The 16,418-nt window shown below is 59.1% G+C and carries 12 protein-coding genes; 2 read left to right on the top strand and 10 right to left on the bottom strand.

The genetic code is table 11. The features are described from left to right. Positions 1 to 24: 24 nt before the first annotated feature. Positions 25 to 2,061 carry a VanW family protein gene (locus Q1A59_RS04045; RefSeq protein ID WP_299643975.1) on the bottom strand — a complete coding sequence of 679 codons (2,037 nt, stop codon included), beginning with the start codon at positions 2,059 to 2,061 and terminating at the stop codon, positions 25 to 27. Between the two features lie 102 nt (positions 2,062 to 2,163). Then, entirely contained in the window at positions 2,164 to 4,731 is a 2,568-nt protein-coding gene (locus Q1A59_RS04040) for a GAF domain-containing protein (RefSeq protein WP_298407253.1), read from the bottom strand. A gap of 148 nt (positions 4,732 to 4,879) precedes the next feature. Here Q1A59_RS04040 and Q1A59_RS04035 point away from each other — a divergent pair, with 148 nt between their 5' ends. Further along, positions 4,880 to 5,440, top strand: coding sequence for a disulfide oxidoreductase (locus tag Q1A59_RS04035; RefSeq protein WP_299643973.1), 561 nt, complete (start codon positions 4,880 to 4,882; stop codon positions 5,438 to 5,440). Between the two features lie 481 nt (positions 5,441 to 5,921). After that, positions 5,922 to 7,784 (top strand): glutamine--fructose-6-phosphate transaminase (isomerizing), encoded by a 1,863-nt coding sequence (gene glmS, locus Q1A59_RS04030; protein ID WP_298405498.1) that lies wholly within the window; start codon positions 5,922 to 5,924, stop codon positions 7,782 to 7,784. 34 nt (positions 7,785 to 7,818) lie between these two features. Here the strand turns inward: glmS and Q1A59_RS04025 are convergent, their stop codons facing one another. The 8 genes from Q1A59_RS04025 to Q1A59_RS03990 all read right to left on the bottom strand — a co-directional run bounded on the left by Q1A59_RS04025 (position 7,819) and on the right by Q1A59_RS03990 (position 16,284). After that, positions 7,819 to 9,162 (bottom strand): DUF4129 domain-containing protein, encoded by a 1,344-nt coding sequence (locus Q1A59_RS04025; protein ID WP_299643970.1) that lies wholly within the window; start codon positions 9,160 to 9,162, stop codon positions 7,819 to 7,821. A 100-nt stretch (positions 9,163 to 9,262) separates the two neighbouring features. Continuing rightward, a complete protein-coding gene (rpmG, locus tag Q1A59_RS04020) occupies positions 9,263 to 9,427 on the bottom strand; it encodes a 50S ribosomal protein L33 (RefSeq protein ID WP_066788233.1) in 165 nt (54 codons plus the stop codon). Between the two features lie 135 nt (positions 9,428 to 9,562). Continuing rightward, positions 9,563 to 10,735: an ArsA family ATPase gene (locus tag Q1A59_RS04015; protein ID WP_298405506.1), complete on the bottom strand. Its 1,173-nt coding sequence runs from the start codon at positions 10,733 to 10,735 to the stop codon at positions 9,563 to 9,565. A 71-nt stretch (positions 10,736 to 10,806) separates the two neighbouring features. Further along, on the bottom strand, positions 10,807 to 11,190 hold the full coding sequence (locus Q1A59_RS04010) for a zinc ribbon domain-containing protein (protein ID WP_298405508.1): 384 nt from the start codon (positions 11,188 to 11,190) through the stop codon (positions 10,807 to 10,809). 270 nt (positions 11,191 to 11,460) lie between these two features. Beyond that, positions 11,461 to 12,765 carry a pyrimidine-nucleoside phosphorylase gene (locus Q1A59_RS04005; RefSeq protein ID WP_366144858.1) on the bottom strand — a complete coding sequence of 435 codons (1,305 nt, stop codon included), beginning with the start codon at positions 12,763 to 12,765 and terminating at the stop codon, positions 11,461 to 11,463. Positions 12,766 to 12,798: 33 nt separating this feature from the next. Further along, entirely contained in the window at positions 12,799 to 14,427 is a 1,629-nt protein-coding gene (locus Q1A59_RS04000) for an NAD(P)H-hydrate dehydratase (RefSeq protein ID WP_298405513.1), read from the bottom strand. A gap of 35 nt (positions 14,428 to 14,462) precedes the next feature. Next, the gene (gene acpS, locus Q1A59_RS03995; protein ID WP_298405590.1) at positions 14,463 to 14,876 is read right to left on the bottom strand and encodes a holo-ACP synthase; all 414 of its coding nucleotides are present in this window, start codon (positions 14,874 to 14,876) and stop codon (positions 14,463 to 14,465) included. Between the two features lie 10 nt (positions 14,877 to 14,886). Beyond that, positions 14,887 to 16,284 (bottom strand): hypothetical protein, encoded by a 1,398-nt coding sequence (locus Q1A59_RS03990; RefSeq protein WP_298405516.1) that lies wholly within the window; start codon positions 16,282 to 16,284, stop codon positions 14,887 to 14,889. Between the last annotated feature and the right edge of the window lie 134 nt (positions 16,285 to 16,418).

The raw sequence follows: 16,418 nt of genomic DNA, 5'->3' as shown, positions 1-16,418 counted from the left end.
GGCAACCCCAACGTCGCCCTTACCTTACCCCGTCGCATCCTGCACCGGTTCAGCCGGTGCCGGTTCAGCCGGTGCCGGTTCAGCCGGCGGCGTGGGCGTTGGCAGCGGCTTGCCATCGGGACCGAGGTCAGCCGGATTATACTCAAAGATATCAGGCCATGGCTTGAAGCGCGTGACAAACTCGCGCCGTTCGATCTCTTTTCCATCAGGGCCTAGCACAATCCGGGTAAAGAGAATATCCATCCCGCCACGAGCCTTATCGCTCTGGCGCGGCTGGCCGACGGGCCGATCAGGCACTGCCACATAGACCGGCTCGGTCGGGGCTGGCGTGCGGTTGGTGATCACTGGCCCTTCCAACAACACCTTCCGGCCGGTATCGGGGCCGTAAAGCCGGACTTCAGCCAAATTACGCTGGGTATCCACCAACGTCTGCATCAAAATCCAGCCACCGGTATCGTTGAGGAATTTCAAATCAGGACCGCCGGTAAAGATCGTTGCATCCATCCCCGGCCCGTCGCCATAAGGACCAAAGCCGTAACGATCGTACCAGTTAATGTAAAACGAATGCCCCCAGCGTTCGGTGATCGGCAAGCCAGCCCAGAACGCAGCACGGAAAACCGTTGTGCTATCTTGACAAATACCGCCGCCCCACTCCAACTGGGTGCGATTCTGAATGATCGCGTATCCCTCAACGAAGCCGTTTGAGCCATCAATCCGGCCAATGGTCTGATTGAAGGAAAACTCTTCGCCGGGCGCGATAAGCACACCGTGCAGCAAGCGCATGCCAGCTTGAATATTAGTCACACGGTATGGCGCCGAGCCGGTAAAGTCGCTCCGCCCAACCCCGATTAGGGTCGTAATGCCCAATTGGTCGAGGTTCGCTGCACTGATCGGCGGCGGAATCTCGCGGAAGCTGACTGCTATAGTCCGCTGGTCAGCCGGTTTGGTCAAGGCTGCCAACACCTCAGCAAGCGCCTGCGCTTCATCAATCCGTCGCCCCGGTTTGCCCTCTTGGAAAATTTCCAGTCGGCCATCATTCCAATTCAAGCGCGGATAGGTGCCTTTCACCTCGGTTGAGTCACCGAGCGCGATCAATTTGTCCATGACCATCTCGCGATCGATGCTCACCACCAACCGGTCACCAGCCGGATCGGCCACTCGCTCGACCCGGATCATGCGGGCCAATTCATCAAGCGACCACACAAATGACCGGTTATCAACCAGTAGGGTAATCGGCCCGGCCAGCATTGCTGCGATTTGATCTTGGGCCACAAACGCCGCATCATCGCGTAGCGCCGGTTCGAGCGCGCGCGTGCGCAAGGCTACCGTATCCGGGTTTAAATCTTGAATCGCGGCCAGAATCTCGTGGAGCGTTTCAATCACCAACACTTGGCGGCCAACCGCGCTTGGTTCAACCTGCACCGTGGTGCCATTCAGCACTAGCCGAGCGTCAACCGCTGGCCGCTCGACTTCGGCCACCCGCGCCAGCAAGTAACGCTGCATGGCCTCTTGATCAATCGAAAGCCTGAGCGGCAACTCAACCCCATACTGCCAAACGGCCCCGATCTGTTGCAAATTGGTAAAGAGATCATTGCCCCGGCCAACAGTCAACGCGGCATCCAGCGCTTCGTCAATCTCGAGCGTCACCCCCAACTCAGCAAGGGTCGGCGTCCACGAACGACCACTGTACGTCAAGACCACCGGTTGGGCCAGAAAGGGGGCAAACGTCGCCTCGATCGCAGCGCGGGCATCGTCACGGGTCAGATTGCCAACGGGCACGCCGCGCACGCTGACATTGGGCAAAATACGGCCCGCATAGCTCTGTTCCAGATAGACGAGCGCGCCGGCAACCAGACCAACGCTGGTAAGCAGCATCACCAATAGCCACCACCATCCAAGCCGCGACCTGCGCCGTGCTCGCCGAACCGAACTACGCTGCGCTGCTGGCTGTGGCCCAGTTTGATCTGGCCAATCAACTGCGCCGGGTAACGACGGCGTAAATGTATCATCTACCGGGCGATCGTGAGCTGGATTGAAAGGCTGCGAATGCTGGGCCGACACCAGAACCTCCTCACCATCACATAATTTTGTCTGACAATTTACTATACCGTTGCCGGCAAGGCATGTCAATAAATGAAAGCTGACAAATAGCTGGCGTTTGATTCAAGACAACGACGTCTCACGCATTCGGATCAGCCGTTGTACCAACTCGAGCAGCGCCTCGGCTCGGAAAGGCTTTTGCAGTGTGGCCACCACCGGCCCATCTCCTAAATGGCTCGCATCAACTGGGTAGCCGCTGATCAGGGCTAGTGGAACACGTCCATCACGCGCGGCGATCCGGCGACAGATGTCATACCCATTGGTATCGGCCAGCGTAAGATCAACCAGCGCGCATGCAATCTCGCTATCGGGATCCACGAGTTCGAGCGCTTCACCGCCGCTGGCCACCGCTTTCACCCGATACCCGGCGTGGATTAGCATCCGTTCGATCAACGAGCGCACTTCATCGTTGTCATCAATCACCAGCACCAACGGCCCGGCGTCGCTTTCGGCAGGGAACGGAGAGCGTTCTCTTGCCGCAGCCGGCTGTGGCGCAAGCCAAACGGTAAAGACGCTACCGCTGCCGAGCTGGCTTTCAACTTCTAATGCACCGCCGTGCCGGCGGACAATGTTGAGCACACCCGCTAGGCCGAGGCCATGGCCATGCGTTTTGGTGGTGAAGAAGGGGTCAAAAATGCGCTGGCGAATCGCTGGATCAATGCCAATCCCGTTATCACGTACCGACATCACCACATACTCGCCGGGCAATAACTGGTGCGGCGGCAGTAAGCGATGTAACGTATCGGTGTCGAGGATGCGCTGGCGAGTCTGAATACTAATGCAGCCGCTGCGCTCCGGCAATGCTTCGTAGGCATTGATCACCAGATTCATCAACACCTGCCGGAGTTGCACTGGATCAGCTATGACTTCCGGCAACTCCGGTGCCAGATCAAGCCGCACGTCTACCTGTGATCCTAGTGACAACTGCAACATTGGCAAGGTTTCGTCAATCAATTGATTGAGTTGCAAACGCTCTACCTGTAGGCAATCTTCTCCGGCAAAATTCAGCAGTTGATGCGCTAGATCACCGGCTTGATGGGCAGCGCTTAACAGATGGCGCAGACTCTGCTGGGCGAACGGTTCGATCGTGGATGCCGTCTGCAACAGATGAGCATTACCAATAATAATGTTGATCAGATTGTTAAAATCGTGGGCAATCCCGCCCGCCATCACCCCCATACTCTCTAACCGTTCGAGCGCTTGTAACCGCCGCTCGTAGTTCAGTAACTCCAACGACTTTTCGCGCTGTTCGGTCAGATCTTGACAAACCAGCAACAGTTCGGCAACGTCACCATTCAACTGCCGCCGGCACGTGATCGTCCAGAATAACCAGCGCTTATGCCCCTGCATCACCGACGTCGTTTCAAACGAACGGCTATTGCCGCTGCTCATCACCTCGCGCACGAGTGCCGCAAACAATGGCTGTTCCGCTTCTGATAGCAACGCAGACGGATAATCAGCTCCGATCATCTCACCGCGAGTGCGGCCAAAGACCTGTTCGGCCATGCGGTTGAATTCGGTGATGCGCAAGTTGGGAGTGAGACAGATAATCACGTTGCCGGCCAATTCGATCAATGAACGAAACCGCTCGAAGGTTTCCAGCATGCGGGCAAAGAGAAACGAGTTTAATAATGCGACACTAACTTGATCGGCGAGTAGCGATAACAAAAAGAAATCTTCATCGTCAAGCGGAGGATTGCCGGTTGACTCAACAATAATCACGCCAGCCGGCGTGCCTTCAGCGTAACGGAGGGGCACAACAATGCACTGGGTCGTGCCCGGCCGCACCTCGATGAAATCGGGATCAAGGCTGGCATCGCGCACAAACTCGGCCTTGCCGGTGCGCATAACTCTCCCGGATACGCCTTCGTCCAATTGTATGACCGGCAATACTTGATCATAACCAACGACTGCTTGCAAACGCAATGCGCCATCATGCAATAAATAAATGCTGACCAACTGATAGCCGAACACTGAATGTAATTGGCGCACCACGAGTTGGCAGAGCATTTCGGTTTGTAACGCCGAATTGACCAACCCGGCCACCCGCTGCACCAACAACAACTGGTTGAGCCGGCGTTGCATTGAGCGATACAGAATGACATTTTCTACCGCCAGCGCCATGCGTTGAGCCAGTTCCGTCGCAAAGTCAATATCGTTTTGCGTAAAGCGGCGGCCCGAAGCATCGGTGAAATTCAAGACCAACACTCCATTGACCTGATCGCGAGCGCGCATTGGCACGCAGAGCAGGTGGCGGGGCCGGACTTGCAGCATAATTGCGCGGTACGCCAGCGAAAACGCTGGTTGTTCGCTGTAGTTGTCGGGAAGATCGGCCAGCAACACAAGTTGCCCGCTCCGCAGCACTTGGGCCGGGGCAGAGGCAGGATCCACCAATGGATCGGCTTGGACAAGCTGATCGGCTAGCGGCTGTTGGCGGGGATCGGCGCATGCCATCGCAACTCGGCGCGCCTGCTGATGTTCGTCGCGAATGATGATCGCGCACCAATCGCCCAATAATGGCACTAAACGGCGGGCAACGTGCTGAAACGCCTCGAGTTGGTTAAGTGAGACGAACAAGACGCCTACGTCGGCGAGCAAACGGGTTTGTGCGGCGTTCCAGCGTTCATCCACGTGACTACGCCGAGAGGTATCGAAAAGGAAACCACCCGCCCGCCATATCGCAATATTACCTTCTAGTATACACTTGCTTAGATGCCACTTCAAGCAATATCCCATGATACAATGCAAACGCGTTGTATCAATCCAAGCGGAGTACTCTATGGATCGCGCTCAATCAATGACTATTACCACCGCAACCAAGTTCAGCTTGCTTGATTGGCTGAGCCTGAGCTGCCGGCATATCGCCTTGCTCGCTGCGATGATCGCGACTGCCGGCAGCCTGTTTTTTAGCGAAGTCTTGCGCTGGATTCCCTGCGAATTGTGTTGGTATCAGCGGATTTTGATGTATCCGTTGGTGCTTATTCTCTTTGTCGGAATTTGGCGTGATGATCGCAAGGTCTACCTCTATGCGCTACCGCTGGCGCTGGCCGGCATCGCCGTTTCGCTCTACCATTATCTGATGGTGATGCTGATTATTCCGCCTGCCCCTTGCGCTGGCGTGGTGCCCTGCGCGTTCGATTACATCAATATTCCCGGCGCGCTGAGCTTTGTGAAGATTCCGTTTCTGGCGCTGGTAGCCTTTAGCATCATTAGCGTGATGATGGCCAATCTGGCGCTGACCGAAACGCCGCCAGCCTGTGGTCGCACTGCCCGTATCATGGCGACGGTGATCGTCATTGGCACCGCCGCACTCTTTATTGGCTTGGGGATGATGATTTAACCGTTAGTCCCTACATAAGCAAACTGTCATCATCCGACCGCCCGGAGTGTGATATACTACGGGCATCAAGATTGGCCGGCTAGGGCTGTGCGGGGGCGCAGCCGGGAGGGTAGAGCAATAACACGTCTTTAGACAATGAAGCGCATGGGCTTCGCCTACCGGCGAAGTTGACGAGGACGGAGGTTCCCGGCGCGAGCCGGAGCTAACGGGCGCTAGCCGCCCGGAACATCGAGTGATCAGCGGAAGCCTCCCCGGTGCAGGGTGCCACCGGCAAGCTGATGGGGTAACACCTCCCGGTGACGGGCTAGGGCAGAGCCATCGGCAGCGACCCGCCACATAGCATTTCCCCCATCCCAATCTGTCTATCCGGGTAAGCTGTGTCACCGCAGGCTTGGTTTGCTGCGTTCTGCTGCATGAGGTGCAGTGGATTGTCTACGCCTGCCGGTTGATGCTGCCATGAATTTATGTAGGAGTTCGAACTATGTGCGGTATTGTTGGGTATGTTGGACCACGCGAGGCGACTACCGTCGTGATTAATGGCTTGCAACGGCTCGAATATCGCGGCTACGACTCCGCTGGCATCGCGATCTACGATCCCGACCTCGGTTTGCAATTGCGCCGCAGTGTTGGCAAACTGAGCAATTTGCAACAGCGGCTGGTCGCCCAACCAACCCACGGCCAGATCGGGATCGGCCATACCCGTTGGGCAACCCATGGTAGTGTGACCGAGATCAATGCCCATCCGCACCGCGACGCCAGTGGCACGATTGTGGTGATTCAAAATGGCATTGTCGAGAATTATCTCAGTCTTAAAGGACGGTTGCTCGAACTCGGCTACCAGTTTGAGTCGCAAACCGACACCGAGGTGATCGCGAAACTGATCGGTCATTACTACCGCGATAGCCACGATCTGGTCACTGCGGTACGCCAGACTCTTAGCGAGCTGCGCGGCGGCAACGCGATTGTGGCCTTCTCGATCCACGAACCCGATACGCTGGTGGCGGCGCGACTCGGCAATGCCGGCGGCGTGGCGATCGGTCTCGGCGAGGACGAACAGTTTATCGCCTCGGATATTCCGGCCATCCTTGACTACACCCGTACCTTGATCTTCCTCGAAGATCGCGATGTTGCCGTCGTGCGCCGCCATAGTGTCACTATCACCCGCCTTGACGGCACCCCGGTCGAGCGGCCCACCCACACGATTGCGTGGGATCCGGTAGCGGCGGCCAAAGGCGATTATCGCCACTTTATGCAGAAGGAGATTGCCGAGCAGCCGCGCGCGCTGATGGATGCGCTACGGGGCCGGATCGACCAAGAGCGCGGACGGATCGAGCTAGCGGATCTGCGTCTGAGCGATGACGATCTACGCCGGGTGCGCCGGGTTTACGCTACCGCGTGCGGTACGGCGTGGCATGCGGCGCTGGTGGCGAAATTTTTGATTGAGCGTCTTGCCGGGGTGCGGGTTGAAGTCGATTACGCCAGCGAGTTCCGGTATCGCGGGCCAATCTTGCAGAGTGATGGTGAGCGCGATACCTTATTGCTGGCGTTCACCCAAAGCGGCGAGACGGTTGATACGCTGGCGGCGATGGAAGAGGCGCGCGCGCAGGGCGCGCCAAGCGTGGCGATTGTCAACGCGATCGGTAGCCAAGCGGCCCGCGTGGCCGACGGCGGCCCGATCTATCTGCATGCCGGCCCTGAGATCGGGGTCGCTTCGACCAAAGCCTTTACCTCGATGCTGGTGGTCGCTTACCTGTTCGCACTGCGGCTGGCGCAAGCGCGAGGCACCCTCACACCGGCCCAGATCCGCGAGCATATTCAGGCGTTGATCGAGCTGCCCGGTAAGGCGGCGCAGACGATCGAGCTGGCGACGCCGATCTGCATCGAGCTGGCTGAACGCTACCACCGGGTGAGCAACGCGCTCTTCCTTGGCCGCCAGATCAACTATCCAATCGCACTTGAGGGCGCGCTCAAGCTGAAAGAGATTAGCTACATTCACGCCGAGGGCTACCCGGCGGGCGAGATGAAGCATGGCCCGATCGCACTGATCGACGAGAATATGCCGGTGATCTGCATTGCGCCGCGTGACCACATCTACGAAAAGATGATCAGCAACGTCGAGCAGGTGCGTGCCCGCCACGGGCAGGTGATCGCGATTGGTCACGCCGGCGATGCGCTGCTGGCCGAAAAGGCCAATCACATGATCGGTATCCCTGCAACTTTGCCGCTCTTGCAGCCGGTGCTGAACGTGATCCCATTGCAAATCTTCGCCTATCACGTCGCAGTGTTGCGCGGGTGCGATGTCGATCAACCGCGTAACCTCGCTAAAAGCGTGACGGTGGAGTAAAGACGCTGAAGCGGGGGCGCTCGGCTGGGCGCCCCTACTGGCGTACCATCTGGGAGGCTTGCTCGGCGATAGCGGCATCGGCTGGTGCGACGCCGCTAGGTTGGTAACGCGCCCGCTCGTAGATGGCGGTAAGCTCAGCGAGCGGCGCGGGATCGGGCAAGGTTGGCGCTACTGTTGTATACCACTCAGATGGCGTCTGCGCTGGTGGCCGGCGTAAGCCGCGCTCCTCTAACGCCAGCAGCACCTGAATATAGGCACGGCGCACCCGCGTCACCGGATCAGCGCCACGCAAAGCTGCCAGTGCCGCTTGCAACCCGCTCAACCGGCGCTGAAACGGATTGCGCAGCGCCCCAAGTAGATCGCGCACATCGGCCAGCAGACTTTGGCCGACATCGAGCGACTCGCGCTCTTCATCAGTTTCAACCCGGCGCGCGCGCCGCCGCCACCAGATCAGCAAGACCAGCAACACCGCTAGCGGGATCAACGCTAGCCAGAAGGTTGCTTGTTGCGCCAAGGCGATCACCGTCTCGATGGCGGCATCGTCGATCGGCGCCGTATCGGTCACCGGCGGCGGTTCAGGGCGGAGGTTCATCTGGGCCAGCGCCTGCCCCAACAACGCCACGAGGGCGCGAATCAGATCACCAAAGATCACGGTGAACAGATAGACTAGCACCGCCCCAATCAGCGCCAATGGCAAGAGCATAAAACGCAGCAGGTTGACTACGCCGTCGAGCGCCGCCTCACCGCTGAGCAGCGCCGTCAACGCGGCACCGATCGCCAACACGCTGCCAACTACTCCTAGCAAGAGAAGGCTCCAGCGCCCGTCCACCGTCCGATTGGCAGAAGTTTCGATCACATGCGATAGCGCCAACGAACCAAGACCAGTGCCAATCGCTACCGCTACATACGTCAGCAGCGCATCGGCGGGTACAGCAGCGCCAGCGCGCACCAACGGCCCAACTAGCAGCGACGCGATCGCGGCAATCATCCCTCTGCCGGCAAAAGTGAGTATAGTCGCACTATCGTGGCTCTCTAACCCAGCCCCCCGCCACGTCAGAAAAAACGCAACCAGCGCTGCCACGTATGCGAGACCACTTTGGGGTTGGCCCGGCAACAAGGCTGGCCACAACGCCAGCGGATCACCACCAATCGCTAGCCACAGCAAGCCGGTGGCGGCAAGCAGCGGCGCCAACACCAGCGGCAAATAGTGGAATGGATGGCACAGACGACGCGCCGCGCCATCGGCCAGCCAACCGAGCAGCACTGCGCCAAACAATCCCGGCCACGGCAACGCTATCGCTGCGAGCGCTAGCAACGGCAGCGCAACCAGTGTCGTTTCAAAGGCGGCAAGGAGCACAATGCGCAACAAGCGGATCATTATACTTAAACTTAAATGTGTATGGGCAGAGCGCTGCTCTGCCCATGCTGTTGGCAGAGCGCTGCTCTGCCCATGCTGTTGGCAGAACGCTGCTCTGCCCCTACTTGGTCTCGCGGTACACCACGTGACGGCGGACAATCGGATCATACTTGCGCAACTCGAGGCGGCTCGGATCGTTGCGCCGGTTCTTCTCGGTAGTATAGGTATGGCCGCTCTCGGTGCTCTTCAGCTTGATCACGATGCGGTTACCCTTTTTGCTGGCCATAGCGATCCCTCTTCCCAGAACTACACACGAAATTGCGCCCTTGGGGCGCACTGACAGCTAGTATACCATACCAACGGAACGAGAGCAACTTGCCCATTGCGGCAACATAAGAAGAGCAGAGCGTTGCTGCCCCTCCTATGCAGCCGCTTCGCGCCGGAAGATCACCCGTAGCGATGAATCCTCGAAGAAGGCATCTTGGGCACGCAAACGAGCCAACGATTGCGGCAACACAATGCGATGGCGGTGCCAGCCGACCGAAATCAGCAGCTCGTCATCGCTCTGCGCCAGATGAACTTGATCCTCAGAGGCAAACGGTAACGGTACAATCAAATCGTAGCCATCGGGAGTCTTTTCCAGCCGTTGGGTTGGGCCTTGATAGAGGAAAGCCGCCGGATCGTGTTTGCCGAAGAGATGGTCGGCCAATTGGGAAAGCAACTCGACCCCGACAATCTCTTGCGAGAAGTGGGGCACGCGCAAAATCGGCAACGGCTCAAACATCTCCTCGACCATCGGCGCATATCGCTGCTGCATTGCCCGCCATTGGCCAAAGTGAGCGTCAACTTCGGGCGGCAGAATCCGGTTGACGATGATCGCATCAACTGCGTAGCCGAACAGACTAAGATAGGTCAGCGAACGTTGCGCCTCGCGGATCACCATCTTCTCGAGGTTCATCACGATCCGCGCCGTACAAATCTGGTGGTCGGTCAACAACTGGCGCACATCGATCAACGCATCGATCGCCTGCTGCGCCGACGCCAGCACATCGTCATCGGCGATCGGCATATCAGTCACCCGCCGCGCCACCGGACGCACCACCCGCAACAAAGTCCGCGCAATCGGGAAGAGGCGGGCAATCCACCACCGCATCACATCGGGCAATGACAGCAAGCGCAGCGTCTCGCCGGTGGGAGCGGCATCAACCACAATCACGTCATACTTGCCTTCGTCGTAATGGCGCTTGATCTGGAGCAGGCTGAAGAGTTCTTCGGTGCCGGGAATGACCGACAGCTCACCTTGGGCGATCGTTTCAACCCCTTGCCACGCCAACAGATCGGCTAAATAACGTGATACCACCCCCCAGCTCGACTCAAGCTCGTGGAGGGCGTTAATCTCTTGCGCCCACAGATTCGGCACCACTTGGATCGGTTCGGCGCGCAAATCTACGCCGAGCGAATCGCCCAGCGAGTGGGCCGCATCGGTCGAGAGCACGATAGTCCGATACCCAAGTTGGGCGCAGCGGAGAGCGCTAGCCGCTGCCACACTGGTTTTACCGACGCCGCCCTTGCCGGTGTAGAAGAGGATGCGCATACTCGACCGTTCATTCTAGAAGCGACTTTGCTTTATAATACCGTTAGATTGTCTTTTATGCAAATAGACGGTCACGCCCAACCGAGATTATCGGGCTTGGCCGACGAGCTACCTTCCTCATCGTCCTGTTTGCCGCTCAGCTCCTCTTCGAGCATCTGATCGACCATCTCATCCCAATCTTCGCCAGCGTCTTCGCCTAACTCTTTACCCAAACGCTTGGCCCAGCGGGCAATCGAACGGGGATCGCTCTCGTCTAGCCCCATAAAGTTGGATGGATCGGCTAACGACTCAATCCGGTCATCTTCCGACTTCAGGGTAGCAAAGCGCGAAATGGCGCGGCGAACCTCGGTATTGCCGCAACGTGGGCAAGCCAAACCGGGCGGATCGCTAAACCCGCGCACTAACTTTTGGAATTGGCCGTTGCAAGCAGGACAGAAGTATTCGTAGATCGGCATAGCTAGCCTCACGATCGATGATTTCTACGTGATTGCGCACCGCTTTCCGCCTGTCATTGCAAGCCGCGCGTAGAGGCAATGTGGTGCATTGCCTGCGCAGCGACGCAATTTCCCGCACCAGCGAGATAGCCTCCCGCCTGAGCGGAAGATTGCTGTCGGGTGGCGCCCCCACAATGACATCAAAGATCATTGCTCACCGAAACGTTGCTCGACAAACTGCTAGAATTATACCCTGTACTGGTTCAAAACATCTGTTGCTAAGCCATCACCTTAGCGAATAATCTCTTCAACCAACGGCAGCGGCGGTGGCAGCGCGTCATGAATAGTATAGGCGGTGCGCAACTGCTCGGCAACTGCCTCAACATCGCTCTGGCGCGCCGCATGGATGGTGAGGAGCGGATCGCCGGCAGCAACGCGCATCCCAACCTTCGCCCGCAAGACCAACCCAACCGCGTGATCAATCGTGTCTTCTTTTCGTGACCGGCCACCGCCAAGCGCATTCACTGCCAAACCCAACGCCTGCCCATCAATCGCGGTAACGAATCCGGTCCGTGGCGCCGGCAGCTCGACCTGCACCGGCGCCGCAGGCAACCGCTCCGGTTCGTCAATCACTGCCGGATCGCCACCCTGATTGACGACCATAGCCCGAAACTTCGCCCACGCCGCGCCACTGCGCAACGCTTCGACGAGCATTGGCCGCGCTGAATCGGCATCGGCCCGCACCCCAGCCATTCGCACCAGCTCACTGCCCAATACCAGACACAACTCGACCAAATCGTCCGGCCCCGTCCCGCGCAGGGCCGCGACGGCTTCGCGCACTTCGAGCGCATTGCCGATCGCGAAGCCGAGCGGTTGCTGCATACTGCTGAGCACAGCGGCCACCTTGCGCCCAGCGTGGCGGCCAATCGCCACCATCGTTCGGGCCAGCCGGCGCGCATCGTCGATCGTGCGCATAAATGCGCCTTGCCCGTATTTAACGTCAAGCACGATACAATCAGCCCCCGCCGCCAGCTTCTTGCTCATCACGCTAGCGGCAATCAGCGGGATCGACTCAACCGTGGCAGTCACGTCGCGCAAGGCGTAGAGTTTTTTATCCGCTGGTGCTAGATCGCCGCTCTGCGCAGCAACGACCACACCCAACTCACGCACGGCGCGGCGAAACTCTTCGGCGCTCAGGCTGGTGCGAAAACCGGGAATGCTCTCCAGTTTATCAATCGTACCGCCGCTAAACCCTAGGCCGCGACCGCTCATCTTGGCCATCGGCAAGCCAACTGCCGACACCAACGGCGCCAGCACCAGCGTAGTCTTATCGCCGACGCCGCCGGTCGAATGCTTATCGACGGTCAGCGGAGCAATATCGTGCAGATCGAGCATATCGCCGCTACGGGCCATGGCCATGGTTAGATCAGCCGTCTCGCGATCGTCCATGCCGCGCAGCACAATCGCCATCGCTAGCGCCGCCATCTGATAGTCGGGAATCTCACCGGCAGCATATCCTTTGACAACCCAATCAATTTCAGCCGTCGTCAATGCTCTGCCGTCACGTTTGGCGGCAATAATATCAACCATGCGCATCACGGCCATTCCTTTCCCACCTTGCACAGCGCTTCAGCCTGCGCGCAATTCACGGATCGCTTGTGGCACGAATGGTAACAGATCGCCGGCCACCACGCCAGCATCACCCATTGCTGCGCGAGCCTTGGCCCCGGCAGCGCCGTGCAGGTAGACACCTAACGCCGCAGCGGCGAACGGCGCGCACCCTTGCGCCATCAACCCGGCGATGATACCGGCTAGCACGTCACCCGAACCGGCGGTCGCCAAGGCCGGATTAGCGCCATCGTGGATCAGGGTGTGGCCATCGGGTGCTGCTATCACCGTCGTCGCCCCCTTAAGCACCACCGTCTGCCGCCAGCGCTGGGCCGCCTCCGCTGCCGTCGCCACCGCGTCCGGCGGCAATTCGGTCACCCCGAGCAAACGGCGCATCTCGCCGGGGTGCGGCGTCAACACACAACGTTCGGGTGACAACCGCTCGAACCAGCCGCTGGCGCTCGCCAATAAATTGAGGCCATCGGCATCGATCACCGTGGGCGGCAATTCAACCGTTTTCTGTGGCAAATGAGCTATCGACTCCCCCACCGCGACAAACCCCACTCGCGCCCGGCTACGCACCTGATCAAGGCCAAATAAACGCAGCACCAATTGGCGGGTCGCCTCAGCTTGGCCTAACCCCGGCCCGATCAACAACGCTTGGTAACGAGGCAAATCTTCGGCTAGCTCATCAATCGCTACCGGCCCGATCGCACCCCAATCGCCTTCGGCCACTGGTAGCAAGGTCACTTCCGGCGGAACCTTGGCCAGCGCCAACACATTACGCCCAGTCGCTAAGGTGACTAAACCGGCGCCCGCACGTTGTGCGCCGGCGCACGCTAGCACTGCGGCGCCGGGGTAATTGATCGAACCGGCTAGCACCAGCACCTTACCAAATACACCCTTGTGCGCATCGGCCGGACGCGCCGGCAGAAATGAGCGGGCTTGGGTTGCCGTCAACAATTCACTCATTGTCACTGCCTCATCTAATAAGCCTAAACCAATCGGTGCTACCACTATCGTACCGGCATAGCCTCGTCCGGGCCAGAGCAATAACCCCCGCTTGAGCAAACCGGTCGCCACCGTCAGATCGGCACGGATGGCAACGGTCGCCACCTGACCATCATCGGCCGCAACGCCGCTCGGCAGATCGATCGCCACAACGCGTAGATCGACGCGCTGCGCGCGAGCAGCGTTGACAGCGGTAATGATCGCAGCCAGATCAGATGCTGGCGGGCGGGCGCCGGTGCCGAGCAGACCATCAACCACTAACGTTGCTTCGGCGAGCGCAGCCGTAAGCAGCGCCCCATCCACATCATCAGCCGCGTGCAATTCACGGATGCCGCGCGCGCGGCATGCCAGCAAGTTATCATCAACCCGGTTGCGCCGCCAGCAGTAGAGTGTCACCTGCGCACCGGCATCGGCCAAATGGCGAGCAGTGACCAGCGCATCGCCACCATTGTTGCCGGGGCCAACTAGCGCCAGCACCGTGCGCCCGGCCAACGGTGTGAGATAAGCGAGCGCAGCTTGCGCCACCCCAGTACCGGCGCGCTCCATTAACACGGCCCAATCGCTGCCGGCGGCCACCGCCGCTTCTTCGGCGGCGCGCATCTGGGCCGCTGTCACCACGAACGGCAAAGCAGATTCCATGCGCCACTCCACCACATAGATCTGGGTAAAGGAACCTACAATCCCCATGCCACGACGCTAGCCAGCGCCAGATCAGCGGTATGCGACAGACTCACCGCCAGCGTTTCAATCCGCAAGGCAGCCGCCGTCTGCGCCGCGATCCCCGCCAGCCGCAACACAGGCCGGCCCGCCGCATCACGCACGACCTCAATCTCAAGAAGCCCGGCGCGCGGACGATCAGCAACAGCTAGCGCGCCCAAGCCACGCAACCCGATTCCTAGGGCCTTGGCACACGCTTCCTTAGCTGCCCACCGCGCCGCCAACGCCTCGAAACGCAGCATACCGTCAGCGGATACGCAATCAGCCTGCTCGGCGGCAGTATAGACCCGAGCAAGAAAGCGCTGGCCATAGCGCAGCGCCGTGTGACGGATTCGGGCCACTTCAACCACATCAACGCCATGATAGAGCATCATCTTGCCGTTATTGCGTCCCGACCAACGACACATCCACTACCCGCGCATCGTAATCGTGCCCATTGGCATAAATTTCAACGCTGCGCAAATAGCGGTAATCGGGCAACCACCCCTTATCGCGCAGATCAACTTGAAAGCGCGTCCACGTTTCTGGATCAACCCGCTGATAAAAGATCCCATCGGCGCGCACCCGCAAATCCTGATCGCTGGCTGCCGTATAAAGACACACCACCCGCTCTTCGTCAGGATCGGCGGGACTACTGCGGCGGGCCACAATCCGGATCATAATCGGGCATTCAGTGCCACGATCGCCAGCGGCCAATAATGACTGATAATCGATCCTACCCCAGAGTGAAAAGACCAGCGAGCGGAACTCGGACACATCAACACCGGCGCCATTCACCCCTAACAACTGGCGAATACTGGTCACAAAGCCGTTGACTTGCCCGCCCGTTCGGTAAAACCACGCCGCAGTACGCCGGTCTTCCGGCGGGCAGCTCAATGTTGGATTTGGCGGACGGCAAATCATGGCCAATCGGAAGAAGCCCCGTTCGGGCAGCGGCAAATTCGGCGTCCCTGAGACTTGCCATGTTGTCGCGCGCGGCAATGTTGGATCATCGGCGCGGGTGGTATTGTTATATTCCATCTCAGAAAAGAGGGAAAACCCGCCATCACGGATCAACTCCCAGCGTGCCGGCACCGGCAGACCGGGCAATCCGGCCGGATCCACCTCAACGCGCTGGCCGGCGGCCAATCGCACCGGCTGGCCCACGACCCCATTTACAATCGCACTGCCGGCACGCACCGCAATATCGGCGATCAGTGCTGGCCGGCCATCACTGCGGATAACGCGCCGTTCAGGCGGGTACAGGTCAATGCTATAACTGCCGCCGGGAGTAAACTCGACCCGCGCATCGCCAACCAATACGGTAAAGCGCACCGTTTGAAACGGCTGATCGGCGCGTAAATCGTACCGCACATACCCGCTGGTCTGTTCCAGTGTGACCTGCAAAGCGCCACTATACCAGCGGGTGGTGCGAAGTTCGGTCAAGCGCAATTCAGCGCCAGCCCACAAATCGAGCTGGCTGCCTTCAAAAAGGCGCAAAGAGGCCACTTGCCCATATCCAGCGTTCGGCAAAGCGCGCAACACATCGCCTTCGCCCAGCTCTTGCTGATCGCGCGTACCCTGAAAGATCGTCCGGCCTGCCGGCTGCCAGACGATACTCTCATTGAGACTCCGCACAACCAATGTCGCCTTCTGCGTATCAGTCGCGGCAAGATACCACTGCCGCGCACTCAGTGCTACCAGCGTGACGAGGGCCAAAAACAACCCTAAAAACGCAAACAGCGTCAGCCACGCAATGCGGAGGGTGCGACGTTGAGCAGCTAATCGATCATTTGGCACAGCTATTGTTCCCATACCGTGCATTATACTCGAAGCAACCTGCCTACCGGCAAGCCTCCTCATACTAGCCGATCACAAAAACTTGAACAAACGTACTTGACAAAACAAGTGTTCGGCAGCTATAATTGCGACAT

The organism is uncultured Chloroflexus sp. (assembly GCF_937951745.1).
Lineage (GTDB): Bacteria > Chloroflexota > Chloroflexia > Chloroflexales > Chloroflexaceae > Chloroflexus.
The sequence above is the reverse complement of the archived record's forward strand: the minus strand, read 5'-3'. Positions and strand labels throughout refer to the sequence as shown.

Coding starts and splice junctions, on each gene's coding strand:
- glmS (WP_298405498.1), top strand. CDS start 5,922: ATGTGCGGTATTGTTGGGTATGTTGGACCACGCGAGGCGACTACCGTC.
- rpmG (WP_066788233.1), bottom strand. CDS start 9,427: ATGGCCAGCAAAAAGGGTAACCGCATCGTGATCAAGCTGAAGAGCACC.
- Q1A59_RS04005 (WP_366144858.1), bottom strand. CDS start 12,765: ATGCGCATGGTTGATATTATTGCCGCCAAACGTGACGGCAGAGCATTG.
- Q1A59_RS04000 (WP_298405513.1), bottom strand. CDS start 14,427: ATGGAATCTGCTTTGCCGTTCGTGGTGACAGCGGCCCAGATGCGCGCC.
- Q1A59_RS04035 (WP_299643973.1), top strand. CDS start 4,880: ATGGATCGCGCTCAATCAATGACTATTACCACCGCAACCAAGTTCAGC.
- Q1A59_RS04010 (WP_298405508.1), bottom strand. CDS start 11,190: ATGCCGATCTACGAATACTTCTGTCCTGCTTGCAACGGCCAATTCCAA.
- acpS (WP_298405590.1), bottom strand. CDS start 14,876: ATGCTCTATCATGGCGTTGATGTGGTTGAAGTGGCCCGAATCCGTCAC.
- Q1A59_RS04025 (WP_299643970.1), bottom strand. CDS start 9,162: ATGATCCGCTTGTTGCGCATTGTGCTCCTTGCCGCCTTTGAAACGACA.
- Q1A59_RS04015 (WP_298405506.1), bottom strand. CDS start 10,735: ATGCGCATCCTCTTCTACACCGGCAAGGGCGGCGTCGGTAAAACCAGT.